Origin of the sequence: Acinetobacter sp. yr461 (assembly GCF_900110445.1) — a bacterium.
Taxonomy (GTDB): Bacteria; Pseudomonadota; Gammaproteobacteria; order Pseudomonadales; family Moraxellaceae; genus Acinetobacter; species Acinetobacter calcoaceticus.
Genome location: NZ_FODU01000008.1, coordinates 91,789 through 115,408, shown reverse-complemented (window position 1 = coordinate 115,408; position 23,620 = coordinate 91,789). Strand labels below are relative to the sequence as shown.

22 protein-coding genes are annotated in these 23,620 nt (G+C 39.6%); 11 read left to right on the top strand and 11 right to left on the bottom strand.

Going from position 1 to position 23,620, the window contains the following annotated elements:
- Nucleotides 1-52: 52 nt before the first annotated feature.
- Nucleotides 53-619, bottom strand: coding sequence for a DNA-3-methyladenine glycosylase (locus BMW38_RS13005; RefSeq protein WP_092708743.1), 567 nt, complete (start codon nt 617-619; stop codon nt 53-55).
- Nucleotides 620-695: 76 nt separating this feature from the next.
- Between BMW38_RS13005 and mutM the strand changes: the two genes are divergently transcribed.
- A complete protein-coding gene (mutM, locus tag BMW38_RS13000; protein ID WP_092708739.1) occupies nt 696-1,520 on the top strand; it encodes a bifunctional DNA-formamidopyrimidine glycosylase/DNA-(apurinic or apyrimidinic site) lyase in 825 nt (274 codons plus the stop codon).
- A gap of 18 nt (nt 1,521-1,538) precedes the next feature.
- The gene (locus BMW38_RS19490) at nt 1,539-1,829 is read left to right on the top strand and encodes a peptidylprolyl isomerase (protein ID WP_003655265.1); all 291 of its coding nucleotides are present in this window, start codon (nt 1,539-1,541) and stop codon (nt 1,827-1,829) included.
- 10 nt (nt 1,830-1,839) lie between these two features.
- Here the strand turns inward: BMW38_RS19490 and BMW38_RS12990 are convergent, their stop codons facing one another.
- The 3 genes from BMW38_RS12990 to typA all read right to left on the bottom strand — a co-directional run bounded on the left by BMW38_RS12990 (nt 1,840) and on the right by typA (nt 4,858).
- On the bottom strand, nt 1,840-2,193 hold the full coding sequence (locus BMW38_RS12990) for a gamma-glutamylcyclotransferase family protein (protein ID WP_092708737.1): 354 nt from the start codon (nt 2,191-2,193) through the stop codon (nt 1,840-1,842).
- A gap of 141 nt (nt 2,194-2,334) precedes the next feature.
- The gene (gene mscL, locus BMW38_RS12985; RefSeq protein WP_003655263.1) at nt 2,335-2,766 is read right to left on the bottom strand and encodes a large conductance mechanosensitive channel protein MscL; all 432 of its coding nucleotides are present in this window, start codon (nt 2,764-2,766) and stop codon (nt 2,335-2,337) included.
- 256 nt (nt 2,767-3,022) lie between these two features.
- Nucleotides 3,023-4,858 carry a translational GTPase TypA gene (gene typA / locus BMW38_RS12980; RefSeq protein WP_003655262.1) on the bottom strand — a complete coding sequence of 612 codons (1,836 nt, stop codon included), beginning with the start codon at nt 4,856-4,858 and terminating at the stop codon, nt 3,023-3,025.
- A gap of 177 nt (nt 4,859-5,035) precedes the next feature.
- Here typA and BMW38_RS12975 point away from each other — a divergent pair, with 177 nt between their 5' ends.
- The 5 genes from BMW38_RS12975 (at nt 5,036) to BMW38_RS19440 (ending at nt 10,596) form a co-directional block, all read left to right on the top strand.
- On the top strand, nt 5,036-6,394 hold the full coding sequence (locus BMW38_RS12975) for a uracil-xanthine permease family protein (protein WP_092708734.1): 1,359 nt from the start codon (nt 5,036-5,038) through the stop codon (nt 6,392-6,394).
- Nucleotides 6,395-6,457: 63 nt separating this feature from the next.
- Nucleotides 6,458-7,471 carry a class I SAM-dependent methyltransferase gene (locus tag BMW38_RS12970; RefSeq protein ID WP_092708731.1) on the top strand — a complete coding sequence of 338 codons (1,014 nt, stop codon included), beginning with the start codon at nt 6,458-6,460 and terminating at the stop codon, nt 7,469-7,471.
- Nucleotides 7,472-7,492: 21 nt separating this feature from the next.
- Entirely contained in the window at nt 7,493-8,953 is a 1,461-nt protein-coding gene (locus tag BMW38_RS12965) for an amino acid permease (protein ID WP_092708728.1), read from the top strand.
- A 275-nt stretch (nt 8,954-9,228) separates the two neighbouring features.
- Nucleotides 9,229-10,434 (top strand): RtcB family protein, encoded by a 1,206-nt coding sequence (locus BMW38_RS12960; RefSeq protein WP_092708725.1) that lies wholly within the window; start codon nt 9,229-9,231, stop codon nt 10,432-10,434.
- 3 nt (nt 10,435-10,437) lie between these two features.
- Nucleotides 10,438-10,596, top strand: coding sequence for a hypothetical protein (locus tag BMW38_RS19440; RefSeq protein WP_170834069.1), 159 nt, complete (start codon nt 10,438-10,440; stop codon nt 10,594-10,596).
- 124 nt (nt 10,597-10,720) lie between these two features.
- On the opposite strand, the gene omp38 is transcribed toward BMW38_RS19440, so the two are convergent.
- A complete protein-coding gene (gene omp38 / locus BMW38_RS12955) occupies nt 10,721-11,767 on the bottom strand; it encodes an outer membrane protein Omp38 (protein ID WP_092708723.1) in 1,047 nt (348 codons plus the stop codon).
- A 379-nt stretch (nt 11,768-12,146) separates the two neighbouring features.
- On the opposite strand from omp38, the gene BMW38_RS12950 reads away from it, so the two are divergent.
- From BMW38_RS12950 to BMW38_RS12940, 3 genes are all read left to right on the top strand, one after another.
- Entirely contained in the window at nt 12,147-12,662 is a 516-nt protein-coding gene (locus BMW38_RS12950) for a GspH/FimT family pseudopilin (protein ID WP_092708721.1), read from the top strand.
- A gap of 108 nt (nt 12,663-12,770) precedes the next feature.
- Nucleotides 12,771-13,946 carry a thiolase family protein gene (locus BMW38_RS12945; RefSeq protein ID WP_005036248.1) on the top strand — a complete coding sequence of 392 codons (1,176 nt, stop codon included), beginning with the start codon at nt 12,771-12,773 and terminating at the stop codon, nt 13,944-13,946.
- Nucleotides 13,947-14,077: 131 nt separating this feature from the next.
- The gene (locus tag BMW38_RS12940; RefSeq protein WP_017389828.1) at nt 14,078-14,521 is read left to right on the top strand and encodes a VOC family protein; all 444 of its coding nucleotides are present in this window, start codon (nt 14,078-14,080) and stop codon (nt 14,519-14,521) included.
- A gap of 49 nt (nt 14,522-14,570) precedes the next feature.
- On the opposite strand, the gene BMW38_RS12935 is transcribed toward BMW38_RS12940, so the two are convergent.
- From BMW38_RS12935 to BMW38_RS12910, 6 genes are all read right to left on the bottom strand, one after another.
- Nucleotides 14,571-14,924, bottom strand: coding sequence for a DMT family transporter (locus BMW38_RS12935; protein ID WP_004638961.1), 354 nt, complete (start codon nt 14,922-14,924; stop codon nt 14,571-14,573).
- An 81-nt stretch (nt 14,925-15,005) separates the two neighbouring features.
- Nucleotides 15,006-15,491 (bottom strand): DUF934 domain-containing protein, encoded by a 486-nt coding sequence (locus BMW38_RS12930; protein WP_092708718.1) that lies wholly within the window; start codon nt 15,489-15,491, stop codon nt 15,006-15,008.
- Nucleotides 15,484-17,127, bottom strand: a complete 1,644-nt coding sequence (locus tag BMW38_RS12925) for a nitrite/sulfite reductase (RefSeq protein ID WP_092708715.1) — start codon at nt 17,125-17,127, stop codon at nt 15,484-15,486. The genes BMW38_RS12930 and BMW38_RS12925 overlap by 8 nt, the downstream gene beginning before the upstream one ends.
- Before the next feature lie 166 nt (nt 17,128-17,293).
- The gene (locus BMW38_RS12920; protein ID WP_092708712.1) at nt 17,294-19,699 is read right to left on the bottom strand and encodes a glucose/quinate/shikimate family membrane-bound PQQ-dependent dehydrogenase; all 2,406 of its coding nucleotides are present in this window, start codon (nt 19,697-19,699) and stop codon (nt 17,294-17,296) included.
- A 175-nt stretch (nt 19,700-19,874) separates the two neighbouring features.
- Nucleotides 19,875-21,107, bottom strand: coding sequence for a carbohydrate porin (locus BMW38_RS12915; protein WP_080632415.1), 1,233 nt, complete (start codon nt 21,105-21,107; stop codon nt 19,875-19,877).
- Nucleotides 21,108-21,262: 155 nt separating this feature from the next.
- Complete coding sequence (locus tag BMW38_RS12910) at nt 21,263-22,381, bottom strand: CaiB/BaiF CoA transferase family protein (protein ID WP_092708802.1); 1,119 nt, start codon at nt 22,379-22,381, stop codon at nt 21,263-21,265.
- A gap of 210 nt (nt 22,382-22,591) precedes the next feature.
- On the opposite strand from BMW38_RS12910, the gene BMW38_RS12905 reads away from it, so the two are divergent.
- On the top strand, nt 22,592-23,602 hold the full coding sequence (locus tag BMW38_RS12905) for an AraC family transcriptional regulator (protein ID WP_004638954.1): 1,011 nt from the start codon (nt 22,592-22,594) through the stop codon (nt 23,600-23,602).
- Nucleotides 23,603-23,620: the final 18 nt, after the last annotated feature.

Here is a 23,620-nt window from a genome sequence, read left to right as displayed (position 1 = left end):
TTAAATCTGGAACACACTTAATCACTATCTAAGAACTTACTACCTACTTTAATTAACGACTTAAAGAGGGATGGTCTTTCCAACAATATCGTTCAGGCCAATCTTTTGCCTCTTCGGCATAGTCAATTCCTATACGTGGTGTCATCACCACTTCAGGCTGCGTTGATGCCGATTCAATCCACAGTCCAGATTCTTCACCTAAAGTCTGACCTTTTAAACTTCGATCAATGCCTAAATATCGTGTGAGTTTGCCGGGTCCAGCTAAAAGCTTATATTCTTTTTTAGTTGAAGCATTACTTAAAAATACAGACCGAATCATTACCCCTTCAGGGATGCCTTCTGTCTGGGTAATGAGATTGAGCATTTCATACATGCCGTAAATTAAGTAGACGTAAATCGTACCACCATGACCATACATTACATCTGTTCGAGCTGTGCGTTTATCATTGTAACTATGGCAAGCTTTATCTCGAATTCCTAAATAAGCTTCGGTTTCGGTAATCATACATCGAATGACGTGTCCATCAGGCTGTCGCTTACATAGCACGCATCCGATTAAATCATGAGCAACCTGTGAAGTTTCACGTTGAAACCAGCTTAATGGTAAAATATCTGACATAGTAATCTCTGAAATATTACATACCACACGATATACTTGATTATTCCAGTATATCTGTTAATTCTGCGAGTTGGCGATGCCTGAGTTACCCGAAGTCGAAACAACTAAAACCAGTTTATTTCCCTTATTGAATCAAAAAGTTCAAAGTGTAGAAGTACGCAATCCTAGCTTACGCTGGGCAATACCAGATGATGTTCATAAACTCGTTGGGCAACGTCTTATTGGATTAAATCGTCGCTCAAAATATATCTTGGCAAACTTTGAACAAGATCAAATGCTTTGGCATTTAGGAATGTCTGGCAGCTTCCGCTTGTGTCAACCAAATGATGAGCTGAGAAAACATGATCACTTCATCATTCGCTTTGAGGAACATGAGTTACGTTATCATGACCCACGTCGCTTTGGCTGCATTCTCTGGCTAAACTCTGAAACACAAGGGAAGTTGATTGATACTTTAGGACCTGAACCTTTAAGTACTGACTTTAATGCAGAATATTTAGCTTCAAAACTTAAAAACAAATCTGTCGGCACAAAAATTGCACTTATGGATAATCATGTTGTGGTTGGTGTTGGCAATATTTATGCAACTGAAAGTTTATTTAATGTCGGGATCCATCCCGCACAGCCAGCTGCGGACCTAAGCTTTGAACAAATCGAGAAACTGGTGATCGAAATCAAACGGATTTTAAAATCTGCTATTGATTTGGGCGGTTCAACCTTACGTGATTACAGCAATGCCATGGGAGAAAATGGTTATTTCCAACAGACCCTTTTGGCGTATGGACGTGCAGGACAGATGTGTGTTAACTGTGAAACCACACTAGAAAACTTGAAACTCGGACAACGTGCTAGTGTATTTTGCCCAGAGTGCCAACCCCTCAAAAAGCCCAATAAGCTCTAATTTTCAGAGGAAGTCATAATGCAAACAGCAATCGTCCGACATATTCTGGTCAAAGATAAAGACTTAGCTGAACAGTTAAAAAAGAAGCTACAAAGTGGTGCTGACTTTGCCAAACTTGCCAAGCAATATTCAACTTGTAATTCAGCAAAACGTGGTGGTGAATTAGGCGAAGTCAAAAAAGGACAGCTGGTACCAGTAATTGATAAAGTGGTGTTTACCGCCGCTGAACGTGTACTACAAGGTCCAATAAAAAGCCAGTTTGGTTATCATCTTTTAGAAGTTAAATTTAGAATGAGCAGCTTACGTTGATTCCATTATTTTAATTGTGGTTTTCAGAAGCTTGAGCCTGTGTATTCAGTTGATATGTCCAAGCTTTGATCTGTTCACCTGACTCAAGCTTCACATCGGCTATGACACGTTGATATTGAAAACCTTCAAAATCATCAAGCATCTGCCAGTTTTCAACCAGTTTTTCTGTGCTAAACAGATAACCCTCTACCCAATCGGCTTTTGCGTCCAAAACAATTGCTTTTAAGCCTTTGTCGGGTCCCCAATCTAAAATATGAATCACACCACGCACACTGGCTTTTATCCAGTTACCGCCAATCTGCTCTAAAATATGAGCATTTGCTTTATTTGGGCATAAGGTTCCATACACAAAAAGCTGATTCATTTATTTATACCCCTTTTACAATATGTGTAGTTGAACTTATCGGTAACCTTTCAATTTTATCAATATCTTTAGTCCAACATAAAATACTTAGTAATAAAAAACGGCACTTTAAGTACCGTTTTTTATTAATTCAGAATATTGTTAAGCTTGCTTTTTCAACTCATCACGAATTTCACGTAATAATTGAATATCTTCAGGAGTTGCAGCTGGAGCTTCTGGCTCATTCTTATCACGGCGAAGTCTGTTTAATAATTTCACCATTAAGAACACAACCCAAGCCAAAATAATAAAGTTGATTAAAATGGTGAGGAAATTACCATAGGTTAAAACATTGATACCTGCTTTTTGCAAAGCATCTAAAGATTGCAGATTGGTAGGATTCGCTCCTAATACAATGAATTTCTGCGAAAAATCAACACCACCACCAGTAATTACACTGATAAGCGGCATGATAATATCTTTTACTAAAGAGTCTACGATTTTGCCAAAAGCACCACCAATAATCACACCAATGGCTAAATCCATCATATTGCCTTTCACGGCAAATTCTTTAAATTCTTGAATAATACTCATCTAAACATCTCCAGATGTCGGGGGTTAAAACACGTTATATTTTTCTTTTTCATTGGCATCTTATCCATTTAGATAGTACTCGCCATGATATTGATAATTTAATATTTTTATCAAAAAAAAGAAAACTATCTCACACTTTAACAACATATTCTCTGATAAGAAAAATATGATTTTAAGCTTAGTTTAATTTTAAATAGAACGATTAAAAAAACCGCTAAATTAATTTAGCGGTTTTTTCTTTTTCATTTAAGAAAAATTATTTATCACGGTTACGTTTACGTTCGTTTTCAGTCAAGTAACGCTTACGGATACGGATTGACTTTGGAGTAACTTCAACTAATTCGTCATCTTCAATGAACTCAAGCGCTTGTTCAAGCGTGTATTCAACAGCTGGTGTCAACGTTAACGCTTCATCTGTACCAGATGCACGTACGTTTGTTAACTGTTTCGCTTTAGTTGGGTTAACAACCATATCATCTGAACGAGAGTTAATACCAATGATCATACCTTCGTAAACTTCTAACTGAGGTTTAGCGAATAGACGACCACGGTCTTGCAATGTGAATAATGCATAGCCCAAACAAACGCCTTGAACCATAGAAATCAACACACCGTTTTGACGTTTCGCAACAGTACCTTGTTTCATTGGACCGTAATGCGAGAAGCTTGATGTCATGATCCCTGTACCAGAAGTCATGGTCAAGAATTCAGAACGGAAACCAATTAAGCCACGTGAAGGAACAGTTGCTTCAATACGGATACGGCCTTTACCGTCAACTTCCATATTTGTCATTTCACCTTTACGGTAACCCATTTGTTCCATTACCGAACCTTGGTGCTGTTCTTCAACGTCAAATGTTACGTTTTCGTATGGTTCTTGCTTTTCGCCGTCAACTTCTTTCAAAATAACTTGTGGACGTGATACGCCCATTTCGAAGCCTTCACGACGCATGTTTTCAATAAGAACTGAAAGGTGAAGTTCACCACGACCAGACACTTTGAAACGGTCTGGACTGTCAGTATCTTCAACACGTAATGCTACGTTGTGAATCAATTCACGATCTAAACGTTCACGAATATTACGTGAAGTAACAAATTTACCTTCTTTACCCGCAAACGGTGAGTTGTTTACTTGGAAAGTCATCGTAACAGTAGGTTCATCTACAGATAACGGCGGTAAAGCTTCAACATTTTTCGGATCACAAATCGTGTCAGAAATATGAAGTGCATCGATACCTGTTACACAAACGATATCACCAGCATTTGCCTCTTCAACGTCAACGCGATCTAGACCATGGTAACCCATGATTTTTAAGATACGACCGTTACGTGTTTTACCTTCTTTGTCGATAACAGTTACAGGTGTGTTTAATTTAACTGAACCACGCTGAATACGACCAACACCGATAACACCTACGAAGCTGTTATAATCAAGTGAAGAGATTTGCATTTGGAATGGACCATCAACATCAACTGCTGGTGGTTCAACGATATCTACAATTGTTTGGAACAATGGAGTCATGTCGTCAGCAAGTTCTTCTGGAGAAGGACCAGCAACACCACGAAGACCTGAAGCATAAACAACTGGGAAGTCTAACTGTTCGTCAGTACCACCTAAGTTATCAAACAAATCAAATACTTGGTCAATTACCCAATCAGGACGCGCACTTGGCTTATCTACTTTGTTGATAATCACGATTGGCTTCAAACCGCTCGCAAAGGCTTTCGATGTCACAAAACGAGTTTGTGGCATTGGACCTTCTTGAGAATCGACAAGAAGAAGTACACAGTCAACCATCGACATTACACGTTCAACTTCACCACCGAAGTCAGCATGTCCTGGGGTGTCCACGATGTTAATGCGGTATTCTGTATTTGTACGCGCATCAGTCCATTTAATTGCAGTGTTTTTTGCAAGAATGGTAATACCACGTTCACTTTCAATTGCACCTGAATCCATCACACGCTCGATTTCACCCGCGCGATCACCTAATGCACCTGATTGTTGTAAAAGTTTGTCGACTAAAGTCGTTTTACCATGATCGACGTGCGCAATGATGGCAATGTTACGGAGTGTTTTAATATCTGACATGTAAATTCGATACGCCTAAAGTTTGAGGGCAAATTATACAGAAAAACACTACTCTTGAGTAGTGACAGTTTATTGACATTGACAAAAAAATTTCTAATAGCCTGTATTTCGTTTTGTAAAGATAGTTATCTCGATTAGAATAGCGCCAATTTGCAAAATTGCGGCGGACCTACACCCATGTCCAATCAACACTCTCAAGACCATTTAGACCTTGTTTATGGTTTAAATGATCGACCAAAACCTTTGATCGCTTTTTTAGCAGCTTTCCAGCATTTGCTTGCGATTATTGTACCAATTGTTACACCTGGCCTTTTAATTTGCTTAGCTTTAGGTGTTTCACGTACTGAAACTAACATGATTTTATCGATGTCTTTGGTGATTTCGGGCATTGCTACATTTTTACAATGTAAAAAAGTTGGTCCATTTGGTGCTGGTCTTCTTATTGTTCAAGGCACAAGCTTTAACTTTATTGGTCCTATTATTGGTATTGGTAGTGCAATGGTTGCCGCAGGAACACCTGTAAACCAAGTCATGGCTGCAATATTTGGTGTGGTCATTGCAGGTTCCTTCATTGAAATGGGTGTTTCGCAAATTCTTCCATGGGTAAAAAGACTAATTACGCCTTTGGTGACCGGTATTGTTGTTCTATTAATTGGCCTAACACTTATTAAAGAAGGCTTGATTAGTATGGGTGGTGGCTACCAAGCCATGCAAGATCATACTTTTGCAAGTGCAGACAACCTGATTATGTCATGTACCGTACTTGCCATTATTGTTGTTCTAAATCGTATTCGAGTAGTTTGGATTAAAAGTTCAGCTATTTTAATCGCTTTAGTGAGTGGTTACATTCTTGCGGGATTTATGGGACATCTAGATTTCTCTGGTATTAAAGATGCGCCACTCGTACAAATTCCAACACCAATGCACTTTGGTTTGAGCTTCTCATGGGGATTATTCATTCCAATGGCATTCATTTATTTGGTGACCTCTTTAGAAGCAATTGGTGATGTGACAGCAACCAGTAAACTTTCAAACCAACCTGTTAATGGTCCAGTATGGATGCAACGTATTAAAGGTGGCGTATTAGTTAATGGTGCAAACTCTTTATTAGCAGGATTATTTAACACTTTCCCTAGTTCTGTTTTCGCTCAAAATAATGGTGTAATTCAACTCACTGGGGTTGCTAGCCGCTATGTCGGTATCTGGATTGCCATTTTACTGGTTTTATTAGGTCTATTTCCTGCGGTAGCTGGTGTGATACAAGCAGTTCCTCAAGCGGTTTTAGGTGGCGCTGTTATGGTCATGTTCGGTGCAGTGGCTGCATCTGGTATTAATATTCTGTCTTCAGTTCATCTTGATCGCCGAGCATTATTAATTATTGCCATCTCACTTGCATTAGGTTTAGGTGTTGCTCAAGTTCCTCAAATTTTAGAACACCTTCCAGAATTATTTAAAAATATTTTTAGCTCGGGCGTGGCAACAGGTGGTATAGCGGCATTAATTCTAAATGTTGTGCTTCCTGAAACGCATAAATAACTAACTTTAAATTTTGATTACTGCCCAGCTCCCACTGGGCATTCTTCTTCATGAGAGATGTACATGGATCCTAGAAGTGAAGTGGTATTAAGACAGCAAGACTATTTAAAAGGTAGAATCTTGTTAATTAATGCACCGAATGATGCCTTAGTCAGTCAATTACCCACTGGGACTGATGCGTCAGTCTGGACATGGAACCATGCCGACTATCAGGGATTTATAAATAGTGGAACAAAAGCGCACTTCTCAGTTGAGTTTCCATCACAAGAATTCGACCAAGCAATCATTTTTGTTCCAAAATCTAAAGAGCTCTTGAATTACATATTGCATGTAGTGATGAGTCACCTTAAAACCAATCAAGCTGTTTTTTTAGTCGGTGAAAAAAAGGGTGGCGTAGAAAGAGCCGCTAAACAATTACAAAACTTCGGCAAAGTACTAAAACTTGATAGTGCCCGCCACTGTCAATTGTGGCACTTAAAGATTGAAAAAACAGAACAGATTAAACCTCTGGAAAAATGGCTTAAAACTTATACTGTTCAGGTGAATGAACAAGAGCTTACGATTTGCGCCCTCCCTGGTGTTTTTAGCCAAAATCATCTAGATGTCGGAACTGCTGTTTTACTCCCTTATCTTAATCAGGTGAAATCAGGTAGAATTGCCGACTTCGGGTGTGGTGCTGGAATTATCAGTTGCTATTTGGCAAAAATAAATTCAAGTAATATTATTCATGCCCTAGATATTGATGCTTTCGCTTTACGGTCAACGGAAATGACTTTTAGTCGAAATGGAATAGGTTCAGACCAGTTGAGATTGCAGCCTGTTATAGGTATTGCAGACGCTCCAACAGAACTCGATGCCATTGTCAGTAATCCTCCTTTTCATCAAGGTATTCATACCAACTATGATGCAAGTGAAGGACTCTGCCAGAACGCTAAAAAACATTTAAAGGCATCAGGTGAGCTATGGATTGTAGCAAACCGTTTTTTAAACTATCCGATCTTAATTGAGAAGCACTTTGGTCAGTGCCAGATTAAAACTGACCTTCAAGGCTTTAAGGTGTTATATGCCTGTGCATAACAAACTATGTAAGGAATCTCCATGAGCGAAACACATGCTCCTGAAAAACTCCAGCGTAAGCTCGGGGCTCGTCATCTGAATATGATCGCCATTGGTGGTTCCATTGGTACAGGCCTCTTCCTTGCTTCTGGATCAACCATTGCAAATGCTGGCCCAGGTGGAGCGCTACTCGCCTACTCTCTCATTGGCATTATGATTTACTTCTTAATGACCAGTTTAGGTGAGCTTGCAACCCACAATCCGACTTCTGGTGCTTTTTTTACATATGGCAGTCGTTATGTCGAAGAAGGCTTTGGCTTCGCTTTAGGTTGGAACTACTGGTATAACTGGGCGATTACAGTTGCATTCGAACTTGTTGCAGTTCAGTTTATTATGAAATTCTGGTTCCCTGATATACCAGGCTTCTATTGGAGTGCCCTGTTCCTTATTGTTATCTTTATGATTAATGCCATGACAGTAAAGGGATTCGGCGAAAGCGAATTCTGGTTCTCAATGGTAAAAGTGATCGCCATTATTGCCTTTATTATCATTGGTTTAGCCATGATCATTAAGATTATGCTAACCCCAGGTGTCGCAGCTTTTGGAAACTGGACCTATAAAGAAGCACCTTTTGTAGGTGGTTTGCAGGCCATGATTGGTGTAGCAATGATTGCCGGATTCTCATTCCAAGGAACTGAGATGGTTGGCGTTGCCGCTGGCGAATCAAAAGATCCAAAGAAAACGATTCCACTTGCAATCAAACAGATTTTCTGGCGAATCTTACTGTTTTATATCTTATGTATTTTCATTATCGGCACTCTCATTGCCTATGATGACCCAAATTTATTACAAGCTGCTACCACTGAAAATATCGCACTTTCTCCATTTACCTTACTCTATGAAAGAGTTGGCTTTGCCTTTGCTGCTGGTTTAATGAATGCCGTCATTCTTACCGCTATTTTATCTGCAGGCAATTCGGGCATGTATTCTTCAACCCGTATGTTGTTCAAAATGGCTCAGGAAGGCCGTGCGCCAAGGTGGTTTGCAAAACTTGATGGTCGTGGTGTTCCAATGAATGCACTATATGCCACAACATTTATCGCTGCATTTTGTTTTTTAACAACCTTTATTGGTGAAAAACAAGTATTTAACTGGCTACTCAATATGTCTGGTATGTGCGGCTTTATTGTTTGGTTAGGTATTGCTATTTCGCACTATCGTTTCCGCAAAGGTTATATTGCTCAAGGCTATAAATTAGAAGATTTAGCATACCGTGCCAAATTTTTCCCATTTGCCCCTTGGTTTGCATTTATCCTATGTTCAATCATTATTTTGGGACAAAACTATCAAGCCATTTTAGGTGGCAAAATTGACTGGTTAGGCCTACTTTCAACCTATATTAGCTTGCCATTGTTCTTAATTATCTGGTTAGGCTATAAGTGGAAAAATAAAACCAAACTGATCCCTTATGATCAGATGAACGTCAAACCTGAACAAGATTAAAAGTCGGTTCCAATAGGTAATTTAAAGTTAATCAAAGATCAAAAACTTGATCTTTGATTTAAAAAGCGTACAATCCCGTTCAGATTTTCAACGGCACTTTTAAATAAGGAGGACATCATGCCAACAGTACAAGGTAAAACAGACTAAATAATTTGGCACGATGTCAGCTCACGGACAAGTGTACAAATTCACTTCACTTGTCCGAATGCTCAAATTTAAAACCTAGCATTCGCTAGGTTTTTTATGCCTGCTCGGACAAAAATAAGAGAAAAATTATGGGCATACAAAAAATATTAAATGAGGAGGCACTGTATGGTGTCCCCGTTAAAATTTTCACTCAAGATATAGATAGTGAAAGTATCGAACAACTCAAGAAAATGGCTCAACTGCAATTTATATACTCACATATTGCTGTTATGCCAGATGTTCATGTCGGAAAAGGCGCTACCGTAGGCAGTGTTATTCCGACTAAACATGCCATTATTCCTGCTGCTGTAGGCGTAGATATTGGCTGTGGGATGAATGCAATTCGTTTAAGTCTAAAGGCTTCTCAATTGCCAGATAGTTTAAGTCGTTTACGAGATGCTATTGAGCGCAAAGTCCCCGTTGGATTTGCCTTACACAAACAAATCAAGGCAAAAGCTTCAAGCATTATTCCACTTGAAAAAAGCTTAGAGCGGATTATCAAAAAGCATCCTGGTCTTATCCGGATGCTTCGACAATTTGATGCGACATGGCAAAAACAATTGGGCACTTTAGGTGGCGGAAACCACTTTATCGAGCTCTGTATTGATGAAAATCAAGACGTATGGATTATGCTGCATTCGGGTAGCAGAGGGCTTGGTAACGTTATTGGCACTTATTTTATTGAGTTAGCCAAGAAAGAAGCTCAGCATCGTTTTGGTCATGTACCTGATAAAGATTTGAGTTATTTTGCCGAAGGCTCAAAAAGTTTCGATGATTATGTGGAAGCGGTAGAATGGGCTCAAGAATATGCTTTTGAAAATCGCAAAGAAATGATGCGATTAATATTAGAAGCAATTCGTCCTCTTCTACCCTCTTTTCAAATGACAAAAGAAGCAATTAATTGTCACCATAACTATGTAAGCCGTGAAATACATTTTGGTGAAAATTTATTGATTACCCGAAAAGGCGCAATTCGTGCTGGTTTAGATGAATTAGGCATTATCCCAGGTTCAATGGGGGCAAGATCTTATATCGTCAGAGGTAAAGCAAACCCTGAGTCATTTTGTTCTTGTTCTCATGGCGCAGGTCGTAAGATGAGTCGAAGCAAGGCAAAAAACCTTTTTAACCAGCAAGATCTTATTGAACAAACCCAAGGTATTGAGTGCCGTAAAGACAGTGGCGTTGTCGACGAAATTCCAAGTGCTTATAAGGATATTGATGAAGTCATGGCAAATCAGGCCGACCTCATTGAAGTTGTCCACACACTTAAACAAGTTTTATGTATTAAAGGTTAAAACATGAAAATTAAAGAAATGTCAAAAATCAAAGTCCGTAATCAGGTGGCTCTCTCCCCTTTACTTCACAAAGGCGGGATGCATGAAACGGAAAAGCCTCGTGTTCAACATCGTAGAGATAGACAAGATACTAAACAGCAATTAAGAAAAGGCGATTGGTAAATAATTTAGACCAAAATCGAAAGAAATTATGATTAAGGAGACGTAGAAATGACTAAATATTTTAAAAATCGCAATAAAAAAAGCGACTCTAACGAGTCGCTTTTTTACTGTTCAAAAACTCAAATTATTGAGCTGCTGCTTCTTGACCAGGTTGAACAACTACAGTACGGCTACCAGTGATTGTCGCGAATACACGACGGTTCATAGCACGGCCTTCTTTAGTTTTGTTGTCAGCAATCGGTTGATCCCAAGCGAAACCTTGAGTAGACAAACGAGATGCATCAACGTTGTATTCGTTTACAAGAGCTGATTTAACAGAGTTAGCACGAGCTAAAGATAAACGTTCGTTTAACTTACGTGGACCAGTGTTATCTGTGTGACCTTCGATACGTGCAGTAGCGTTAGGGTATTCAGTTAACTTCTCAGCAACTTTAGCGATTTCTGGCTTGTATTGGTCTTTGATGTTTGATTTGTTAGTATCAAAGAACACACGAAGTTCCATGTTAAGGTCTTCAGTTAACTCTTGTGGTTGTGGAGCAACTGGAGTTGGTTCAACTGGAGCAACTTCTACTACAGGAGCAGCAGGCTTCAAGTGACCACCAAGAACTACGTTTAAACCAGCAAGAGCTGTATAGTTCCAGAATTTTTCGTCAAAGTTATAAGTACCACGAGCTTCTGTACGAAGAGATAAAGCATCGTTTAAGCGCCAGAAAGCACCAAAACCAGCATTACCTAAAGTACCTTCTTCATCATTGTGGTAAGACAGATCAGGAATCTCGTATTTGTAGTGACCAGCACCTAACAATACGTATGGCTTGATTTTGCTGTCATAGTTTTTAGTGATTAAATCAGAAGTAACATAGAAGTTACCATTGATTTGTTTTTGTTTGTATTCAGCGCCAGCAGCAAGACCGTCTACATCACCTTTAACTTGGTTATATTCAGCTTCGAAACCTAACCATGGTGTCAACTCAATACCAAGAGCTGCGCCAACGAATAAATCGTCTTGTAATTCAGGTCCGTTAGTTAACTCACCTTTGTCACCACCATTGTTGTGCTGACTGTCTTGGAAAGTGTAACCAAGCAATAATGGTGTAACAGTTACGCCAGCATTAGCAGCAGCTAATGGAGCAGCGACAAGCATAGCAAGTGCAATACGACTCAATTTCATGGATATCCTCCAGAGATAACAATTGTTGTTCAAGCTCAGCCTAAATTTATTGGCCCCTGAGATATTTTTACCCCAGTATTATTTTTAAGCTATTCACATTTGAATCATACAAACACTTGATAGACTTTCCAAGTGCTTGATAATTTTAATCAAGTAAATTATTGACAAAATTACTTACAATTTCCGTTGTAATTCGGTAATTTTTTACTCAACTAGAAAATATGAACAACTTCTTTCTTTCGCTTAGGGTGATTTTACCAGTATTCTAGCGTCCTGATAACCTTTATTTAATTTTGTGTTTCCTCATTATAAAAAGCTATATAAATCATTGATAGAACGCATAAAATCAAAATATTCTTTTATATATTAAGGAATTTTAATGTTTAAATCTCCTGGTTTCACACTAATGGAACTCACTATAACGCTCGCAATTCTTATGATTATGTTCACTATAGCTCTTCCTTTATACCATCAATTTATGGCTTCGGTAGAATTAAAAAACACTCCTCGACTACTGACAATTCATATACAAAAAGCCAAATATGACGCAATTCTACGACATAAGAGTGTCGTACTTTGCCCAAGTGTTGATTTAACGCTGTGTAATAGTAATTGGGATACAAGCCTTATAAGCTTTGTAGACACAAATCATAATCTACAAAGAGAAAGCGACGAAGAGATATTGACCAATGTTGAACTTAATCATCGTTATGGTTCTTTAAAATTTCAAAAGTTTGGAAAAAAACTCAATAGTATCGTATTTCAAGGAGACACTGGACTGCCACGTGAGTCTAACGGCAGTTTTACTTATTGTTCTTATGATCAGCTTAAAAACTTTAAATTGGTTCTCAGCAAAATGGGACATATTCGTTTAGAAGATTTTAAAAATTGTTAGAACTCTACAGTCTAATGCAGAAGATATTTCTCTCTGATTTTTGCAATATACTGCCTAGGTTTTAAACATTTCTTATTTTGAGATTAAGAACAACTGGAGATTAGAACAATGACTGACATCGTAATTGTTAATGGTGCTCGTACTGCCATGGGTGGTTTTCAAGGATCGTTATCGGGACTTACTGCGCCTGAACTAGGTGCTGTAACCATTAAAGAAGCAATCGCAAGAGCAGGTTTACAACCTACTGATGTCGAAGAAGTCATTATGGGTTGTGTTCTTCCTGCTGGTTTAAAACAAGGCCCTGCTCGTCAAGCAATGCGTAAAGCAGGCTTACCTGATTCTACAGGTGCTGTGACTATTAATAAGCTTTGTGGCTCTGGCATGAAAGCAGTAATGCAAGCAACCGATATGATTAAAGCAGGCAGTGCTGAAATTGTTGTTGCTGGCGGTATGGAGTCCATGACAAATGCGCCTTATGTTTTACCAAAAGCACGCGCTGGCTATCGTATGGGTCACGGCGAAATTAAGGATCATATGTTTCTTGATGGACTTGAGGACGCTGAAACTGGTCGTTTAATGGGTTCTTTTGCTCAAGATATGGCAAACACACGTGGCTATACACGTGAGCAAATGGATGACTTTGCAATTCGTTCTTTGAAACGTGCTCAAACAGCGATTACTGAAGGCTATTTCAAAGATGAAATTGTTTCGGTTACCGTACCTAGTCGCAAAGGCGATGTTGTTGTTGATCAAGATGAACAACCTCTAAATGCAAAGATCGACAAAATTCCTTCACTTAAACCAGCTTTTGCAAAAGACGGAACAATCACCGCAGCAAATGCGAGTTCTATTTCGGATGGTGCATCTGCGTTAGTACTGACATCAAGTGAAGTTGCTGCTCAACGTGGTTTACAGCCGCTTGCGAAAATTATCGCAACAGCATCAAACTCTCAGCACCCTTCAGAATTTACAATCGCTCCTGTTGGTGCCATCGAGAAAGTTCTGAAAAAAGCTGGCTGGAATGCTCAAGATGTCGACTTATGGGAAATTAACGAAGCTTTTGCCATGGTCACCATGTGCCCAATTGATGATTTCAAACTTGATGCTGAAAAAGTAAATATCAATGGCGGTGCTTGCGCATTAGGTCACCCTGTTGGTTCTACAGGTTCTCGTATCATTCTTACGTTGATCCATGCTCTTAAACGCACTGGCGGTAAAAAAGGTATTGCTGCTCTTTGTATTGGTGGTGGTGAAGCTACAGCCGTTGCAATTGAACTCATTTAATTAAAAAAACAATATTTCAAAATCCCGCTTCGGCGGGATTTTTTTATGAAAAAACTACAAAAAATGACCCACAAAATCACTTTTACGTTTTAACTTATTCTTCTAAATGAAAACAACAATGGACTATAACAATGCAACTCAATCACTATCTCAACTTTCAAGGTCAGGCAGAGCAAGCCTTTAATTTCTATAAGTCAGTTTTTGGCGGTGAGTTTGGCATGTTGAGCCGCTATGGCGATATGCCACCTACTGAAGGCGTGACTTTATCGGAAGCCGATAAGAATCTAGTTCTTCATGTTTCACTGCCAATTAATGAATACACCGTACTTATGGCATCAGATACAAATGATCAATTCTGTGCACCAAATAGTGTCTTTACCCAAGGTAATAATCACTACATTTCGATTAACCTTGAAAAAGATGAGCAAGAAAAAGCAAAGCAGCTTTTTGATGCTTTATCTGCAAATGGTCAAATCGAAATGCCTCTAGAAAAAACGTTCTGGGGCGCATTGTACGGCGCTTTTACCGACCAGTTCGGTATAAAGTGGATGGTTAACTGCCAGCTTGATACTTAATATTTCAACACTTAACCTCATAGAAGTACTCTGATATTTCTATGAGGTCTTAAATATCGATATTGGAATATTGAGCAATAATCATCAGCCCCACCGTAATGAATCCAATTCCGACCCATCCTGCCACATCAATATTTTGCCCAAGAAAAATCTTTGCTAGAAAAGCTGTCGCTAATACGCCAATTCCAGACCAAAGTACGTACAGAATTCCAGCCTGCATATATTTCAAAGCAATAGCAGCACAAGCGAAAGAGATCATATATAGAATAAGAGCGATACCTTGAGCTGTCTTATTAACTAAGCCATTACCTCTGGCAGAATAGAATGTTGAGAGTACATCCGTCGCGATGGCAAATAATAGCCACCAGGCACCGGGATTTATTTTTGAAATTAAGCCTAGCATTCTTGTTCTTCAGTTAAATCATTTAAAAATTATTTATAAAAAAAGCTGAACCTAAGTTCAGCTTTCGTATTTGAAATCTATTTAAGCGCCAGTTTGATAACTTGCTTGCGGTACAGCAGTTGAAGCTTGGTACGGGTTGGTAAAGTCTTGCAAACCTGCCGCCGCTTCTTGCACATCTTTGCCTTCTTTTACGACAAAACTATCAAAGCCAGAACGTTTTAAGTAGTTTAAGACATCCTTAAATACATCACCCGTTGCACGTAATTCACCTTGGAAACCTTGGCGACGTAATAGTGCAGCAAATGAGTAACCACGACCATCACCAAAACCTGCAAACTCAATGAAAATTGCATTAAGCTCGTTTAATGGGAATGTATGATCTTCAGGTGAATCATTCACAGTAACATACAAAGCTTTTTTACCTTGAATGTTTGCTAATTGTTCTAGTTGAGCTGTTGTTACAACAACGTCACCTTGAGGAATAACACCATCTTCAGCAATGATTTGATAAGTATTGTCAGCGATCGTGCCATCTTTATAAAGCACTGGTAGAGCTGTATTAAGCATATGCACGCTCCTTAAATGGTTGAATTCCTACACGGCGATATGTGTCAACAAAACGCTCACCTTCAGTACGTAAATCAAGATAAGTATTTAATATTTCTTCAATTACGTCAGGCACTGCATCTGCAGCAAATGATGGCCCTAAGATGTCACCAATTGATGCATCATGGTCCGAATTACCACCTAATGTAATTTGGTAGAATTCAGCACCTTTTTTATCTACACCTAAAATACCGATGTTACCTACGTGGTGGTGACCACAGGCGTTCATACAACCAGAAATATTTAAGTCTAAATGACCAAGGTCATAAACTTTGTCCAAGTCATCGAAACGACGTGTAATTGCTTCAGCAATTGGAATTGATTTCGCATTTGCCAGTGAACAGAAATCACCGCCTGGGCAACTAATAATATCGGTAATAAAACCAATATGTGCACGAGCCATATTTTGTTGTTCAAGCGCTTGCCATACATCGAACAAATCTTTTTGAGGCACATCTGCCAAAGCAATGTTTTGTTCGTGAGTCGTGCGAAGTTCACCGAAAGTATATTTATCAGCAAGATCTGCAATAAAGTTCATTTCTTCGGTTGTCATATCACCCGGTGCAATACCTGCACGTTTTAGAGAAATCGTAACAATACGATAGCCCTTCACTTTATGCGCATGTGTGTTGATATTGAACCATTGCTTGAATTTTGGATGCTCAGCAAATAAAGCAGTGAAGTCTTCATCTGGCAAATCTTGATAGTCAAATGGGATGAATTCTTCATCCAGTTTTTTCAAGATTTCAGGCTGAATTTTCAAAGATTCACGTGTATGTTCAAATTCAGCTTCAACTTTCTGAGCAAAAACTTCAGGAGTTAACGCTTTCACTAGAATTTTGATACGCGCTTTATATTTATTATCACGACGACCATGTAAGTTATAAACACGTAAAACTGCTTCTAAATATGCAATTAAATCTTCACGTGGTAAAAACTCGCGAATGACGCTACCAATGATTGGAGTACGGCCTAAACCACCACCAGCCATAATTTTGTAGCCGATTTCACCTGCTTCATTACGCACGATATATACACCAATATCATGGAATGCTGTTGCTGCACGGTCTTTTTCTTCAAGTGCAGAAACGGCAATTTTGAACTTACGTGGCAAGAATGCAAATTCAGGATGGAACGTACTCCACTGACGGATCAATTCACATGTTGGACGTGGGTCTGCAATTTCACCTGCAACCACACCTGCATATTGGTCAGTCGTTGTATTACGAATACAGTTACCACTGGTTTGAATGGCATGCATTTGTACGGTTGCAAGTTCAGCTAAAATTTCTGGTACATCTTCAAGAGCTGGCCAGTTTAACTGAATATTTTGGCGAGTAGATACGTGTGCATAGCCACGGTCATATTCAGTTGAAACTTCAGCAATTTTACGTAATTGTTTTGAATTCATTAAGCCATACGGCACGGCTATACGCAGCATAGGCGCATAGCGTTGCACATATAAACCATTTTGCAAACGTAATGGACGGTATTCATCTTCAGAAAGTTTGCCCGCTAAATAGCGCTCTGTCTGATCGCGGAACTGAGCAACTCGTTGATTAATCAGCTGCTGATCGAAATCGGTATATAAATACATGGCGTACGGCTAGTAGTTTCATTATTAAGGCAGATAGCATAGCGAGCTTTTATTCATCAATAAAATGCTTTTTTTGCATATTTAATAACGGTTTTATTGATAAGCTTTAATATAAATCGACATAAAAAAAGCCTGGATAAATCCAGGCCCTTTTTATAGAAGCATTTTATTTGTTATCTGGTAAGGCATAAGCCACTAAATAGTCGCCCATTTTCGTACCAAATGAACCATGACCACCGGCCATAATTACAACATATTGCTTACCATTGATTTCATAAGTCATTGGTGTTGCTTGTCCACCCGCTGGTAAACGCGCTTCCCAAAGTTTCTTACCGTTAGTGACATTAAATGCACGTAAGTAGTTATCTTGAGTTGCACCAACAAACATGACATTACCGGCAGTAGAGATTGAACCACCTAAACCAGGAACACCAATTTTTACAGCTGGTAATTGGAACAAGTTCGGTAAGCTGTCACGAATTGTACCAATACGTTTTTTCCATACCACTTCATGGGTTTTCAAATCTACGCCTGCAACATATCCCCAAGCTGGTTGTTTACAAGGTAAACCAAGTGGAGATAAGAATGCGCTGATTTCTACGCCATAAGGTACGCCGTACATTGGTTGTACGCCCTGCTCAGTTCCCGCACCTTTTGCAGTTTGCGCACGGTTTGGATCAGCAGGAATCAAACGGCTCACAAATGGCAATCCGATTGGGTTCATTACAGCAACCTGACGGTCAGGGTTAACCGACATACCGCCCCACTCAAACACACCTAAGTTACCAGGGAAAACTAAAGTACCGTTTTCAGATGGTGGAGTATAAATACCATCGTAATTTAGACGTTTGAACGAAACACGACACATGAGCTGATCAAGCATTGTGGCACCCCACATATCTTTATCAGTCAATTTGTCTTGTGGTGCCAAGTTCAAGTCAGAGAATGGCTGAGTTTTTGAATAATGCTCGCCTTTCGTTTGTGGCCCACGTTTAACTGTTTGCGGAACTGGTTTTTCAGTCACAGGAACAATTGGTTGACCATTGCGACGATCAAGAACAAAAGCATTACCTGTTTTCGTCAATACATAGATTGCAGGAACAGTTTGGCCAGCTTTGTTTTTAATATCAGCTAAAGATGGCTGAGATGGTACATCCATATCCCATAAATCGTGATGGGTTGTCTGGAAGTTCCATACTAATTTACCAGTAGAGGCATTAATCGCTAACATTGAGTTTGCATAGCGCTCTTTAAGTTCAGTACGGTCACCACCCCAGATGTCTGGAGTACCTACACCTGTTGGCACATAAACGATATCAAGTTTGGCATCGTATGCTAAAGGAGCCCACGCATTTGGTGAGTTATGAACGAAATTCGTACCTTCGCCCGGCATTGCATTTGGATCTGCTGCGCCTGTATCAAATACCCAAAGAAGTTTACCAGTGTTAACGTCGTATCCACGAATTACACCTGATGGCTCTTTGTTTGAGTAGTTATCTGTTACCGAACCAGCAATAACAACAGTTGAACCAGTCACGACACCAGGAGATGTTGGGTTGTAACCACCTGGGTAAGCGTATGGCATAAACTCTTGCAAGTTCACTTCACCATTTTTACCAAAGTCAGTACATGCTTTACCAGTGTCAGCATTCACCGCAACTAAACGGCCGTCATTCACAGGAACAAAGACTTTACGCGGACATTGTGTAGAGTCAGATTTCTTGCCTTGAAGACTCGTTGCAAACTCAGTTGTGTTGTTTGCATCGTAGTACATCACACCACGACAAGTTAAATGCTGGAACGATTTATCCGTTTTAAGCTTCGGATCAAAACGCCATTTTTCTTTACCTGTAGCAGGATCAATCGAGATTAATTGCTGATGAGCTGTACAGATAAACATGTTATTACCGATTTTAATCGGAGTAACCTGATTGGTTGTTTCGCCAGAGTCATTACCCGTTTTAAGATCGCCAGTACGTAAAGTCCAAGCAACTTTCAAATCTTTTACGTTTTGGTCATTAATCTGTTTTAACGGAGAATAACGCACACCTGCCTGAGTACGACCATAAGCGGGCCAATCACTCTCGGCAACACCAGGTACTGCTTGAGCAGTTTCTGGTTGAGGTGTTTTGATTTCACCATTAATTTCTTGCGGATCATTGAAAACAGAGTAAACCATCAACAAGATAGCGATTGCTAACGTTGAAGATAACGCAACTTTACTTGATCCAAGGTTGCTGATTCCACGAGTTACGGCTGGAACCAATAACCATAAACCAAGAATGCCTAAAATATCTAAACGCGGTGCAAGAGCCCAGAAGTCAGTTCCAACTTCCCAGACTCCCCAAATAATGGTACCTAGCATTAAAGCGGCATACACCCACAATGCTGTGGAAGCGCGCTTATACAGTTGCCATGCAACAATCAGGAGTAATACACCAGCAATAATATAGTAAATTGAACCGCCTAATGTAGCGAGCCAAATACCTCCAATTAACAGGAATAACGCTAATAACCCAATAATAATTACGGTAAAAGTCGTTAAACCTGATCTTGAAGTAGGTTGATTCATAAATCACCTCTTATCAATCATCATTTTTATCGGAAAGATACGCCAAGCTTTTGATCAAAAAACTGGCATACCAATACATCTAAAATAAAACTCAGGCACAAAGAAAAAAACGGAAGGTCAAGTTATGTCAATCAATGATTTAACCCTCGACAATCCGTTTTCGGAGTAATTACGCTTAGAATGCAGTTGAGAATTTAATACCGCCTACCCAAGTGTTATCACCATTTTTTAATGCACCAACATGACGAACATATTGCACATTTGGACGGATAGTCAGCCAATTTGTCGCATGAATACCGTAGTAAAGCTCGGTATTGTATTCAGTGTCATATTCTTTATTTTGGACATCGTTCCAATCATCGTTGATATGGATACGCGCAACACCTAATGCCAACTCATCTTGAGGACGTTGATTCAGCAAACCTTTATAGACTAAGCCTACATTTTGCATGTTATCAATTTTGTTGGTGTCGGAATCGTGGAAAGTGAGGTTCACAAAACCAGTCAAACCGCGGTCTGTTTGATCAGCAGGCTGAAATAATTTTTGTTTTGCAGTTACCCAAACACCTTGCTTATGAGAGTTTTTGGTCTTATCAGCAATTTCTTCGGCATCAGCAGTGCTGTAGTAATACCCTAAACGGTATTCACCAGACATACTTTGAGCACCTAATTTAGGTGACCAAACCACTTCAGCAGGAATAATCGCCCCATGCGAACCATCAGTACTTAGGTTAAAACCTTTGCCTCGGTCCAGATTTTCTGGGTTATATTCATATACACCCACTTGCGTATATAAGTCAGGTTGCAAGTTATATTTAACACGCATTGCCCATTGGCTAACTGGCCAGTTATACCACTGATCGCCGACCCAGTTCCCTACTTGAGAGCCGCAGAGCGCCAAGTTCTGGAAATCACAGTCAAAGCTATTAAAGTCTTCACCCTCGCCAAAACGACCGACTTTAACGTCTAACTTTTGATCCATGAATTTCTTCTTGATCCATAAATCTGTTAAACGCCAAGTCTGCTCACGCCCCCACACTTCTTGTGCCGAGCTTAAGTGCCCTGCTAAAGCTGGTGAGTGTTCAGAAAGCGACTGCCCATCACGATAAGTTAATGTGATTTGAGCTTCTGTATCTTGCCAACCTAAAATTTTATTTAGGTCAAAATGAGTTCCTAAAGCAAGTTGCCCTGTATAAGCACTACCATGGGTAGATGTCTGCTTTGAGTCTAAAATACCAGCATATTCACCGGTATATCCAAACGAAAAATCATAACCTTGTGCTTGTAACGCTGTGCGTTGACCGTTCCAATCACCCAACATCCACGGACTATTTGGGTCAAATGCAGCTGCAGCTTGTGCATGCTGAATAAAAAGGGTAATTGATAAAACGGATAAACAAGAAGCCATCAAGGATTTATGTGCTTTCATGTTTACATACCTTTTATGTCTTTGTTTATTAAGGGTACGCTAATTTTATGTAAAGAAATTATTCAAAATGTTAATCAATTGATTAATCAGATAATAATTTTCATCGACCCTGGCTAAAAAATAACATTAAGCCCTTACCAACTTCCTTCGCCAAGCTTTTGACCTATAAAGGAATATCTCATTTGAGATCGTGAAAACTTAATTGGACACGCCAACTGCGGCTCTGTATCTGATGTATTATTTTGCAAAGGTACATCCACAATCCATCCACGTTGTTGTGCTAGTGGCGAATTTAAAGCCTCATTTAAACTTAAGACAGGTTCTACACACACATCAAGATTTGCGAATATTTCATGCCATTCTTTAAATGATTTAGTTTTAATTTTTTCTTGAATAGCTTGTTTAACTTCTTGTCGGTCATCGGCATCTAATGAAGCACCTTTTTGTAATAATAGTGGCAAATCAAGAGCTATTGATAAACCTGACATAAATTGTGGTTCAAGACTACCAATTGATAGATAGCGCCCATCTTGAGTCATATAATAATCATAGAAAATGCCACCATTGAGCATGCCATGCTCTGGCGCCTGCTCGACCTGTGCAGCAAGTGTGGCTGACGCAGCCATACTATTTAAGCTAGCAACACAATCGGTCATGGAAATATCAATGTATTGCCCTATACCGCTACGCGCGCGCTCAACCACTGCGGCTAAAATAGCAATCACTGCATGAAGTGAACCACCTGCAATATCAGCAACTTGAATGCCAAGCGGTGGCGGGCCACTGTCTTGTCGGCCGCTATATCCAGCAATACCAGCTAAAGCTAAATAGTTAATGTCATGCCCTGCTCGGTCTTTATAACTTCCTGTTTGCCCATATCCTGTAATTGAGCAATAAATTAAACGCGGATTAATTTCTGCAAGCGTGGCGTAATCTACCCCTAGACGACGCATGACATCAGGTCGAAACTGCTCAATGACAATATCAAACTCAGAAATCTTGGCTTTAATCAGATCAATACTAGCCGGATCTTTTAAATCGAGAACAATCGACTGTTTATTTCGATTTAGATAACTATGTGCGGTTGCTTGTCCATTTGCATATGGCGGCATGATGCGAATTAAATCTGGACGTGATGGAGATTCAATATGGATGACTTCTGCGCCCATATCAGCTAAGTACATTGTGGCAAAAGGACCAGGTAAGAGGGTCGAGAAATCTAGAACTTTAAGTCCATTTAATGCTGTCGTCATCGTTTTTTTAACCACTATTATTCATATTTTCTTTTATATTAGTTAAGCAAATATTCTAAAACAATGTCATGTTCAGCCATTTACCTTGATCATTTCGGCAATTTAACATGTAAAAAGTGCTTTTACTCTGTTGTAAATCGCCAATTTATTTTTTTAGACGGTCATTTAGGTCAATTTAAAGTGAACATCAAAGAGACTGAAGGATTCAATATGAGTCGCGATACGATTAGCATCCACTTCGTGAATGCGGCTTTAACAGGCGTAAAACGCCTTGGCATGGATGTCGAGACGTTACTTTCACATGTGGGTATCGAAGCGGAACTATTACGTCAACCTAAAGCTCGAATCTCGCCAGAACAATACACTCGTTTTATAAAAATGTTGTGGATGGTCACACAAGATGAACACGTTGGTTTTGATGTACAGCCACGTCGTTTGGGCACTTTTGCCATTATGTGTCAGTTGATTATTCATGCAAAAACCTTGGGCCAAGCCCTTGAACTCTCATCTCAATTTTACAAATTATTCGGTGACGAATGGTCTGTAAGCCTAGAGCGTGACAAACATGAAGCACGTTTAGTTCCACTCATTCCAAAAACATTAGATCCAGACCATTTCATTACTGAAAGTATGTTAATGATTTGGCATGGTTTGGCATCGTGGCTGATTGAACGTCGCTTACCTTTAGAACGTGTTCATTTTAGCTATCCACGTCCTGCCCATGCAGATGAATATGATGCATTATTTTTTGCACCAGTCATGCAATTTGATGCACCGCGTACTGAAATTACCTTTGCGGCCGATTATCTTGATTTGCCAATCCGCCAAGATGAAAAAACGCTAGAAGAGTTCTTAAAAGCAGCTCCTGCTCAGCTTTTAGTGAAATTCAAAAACACCAACTCGCTGACTTCTCGTATTCGTGATGTGCTCAAAAGCCAGATTGGTGAAGAAATGCCAACGCTTAATGACGTTGCATCAATGTTGTACTTGTCTCCTCAAACCTTACGCCGCCGCTTGGCTGCTGAAGGTAAGAGCTACCAAGGCGTGAAAGATGCCCTACGCCGAGATGCTGCTATTCACTTGTTACTCAACCCTGAATTAACACTTGAAGATGTTGCACAACAAGTTGGCTTTAGTGAAACCAGTACTTTCCACCGCGCATTTAAAAAGTGGACAGGTGTGACTCCTGGTTTATATCGCCAGCTACACGGCTACCACTAATTCTTTAATCTCTTTAGT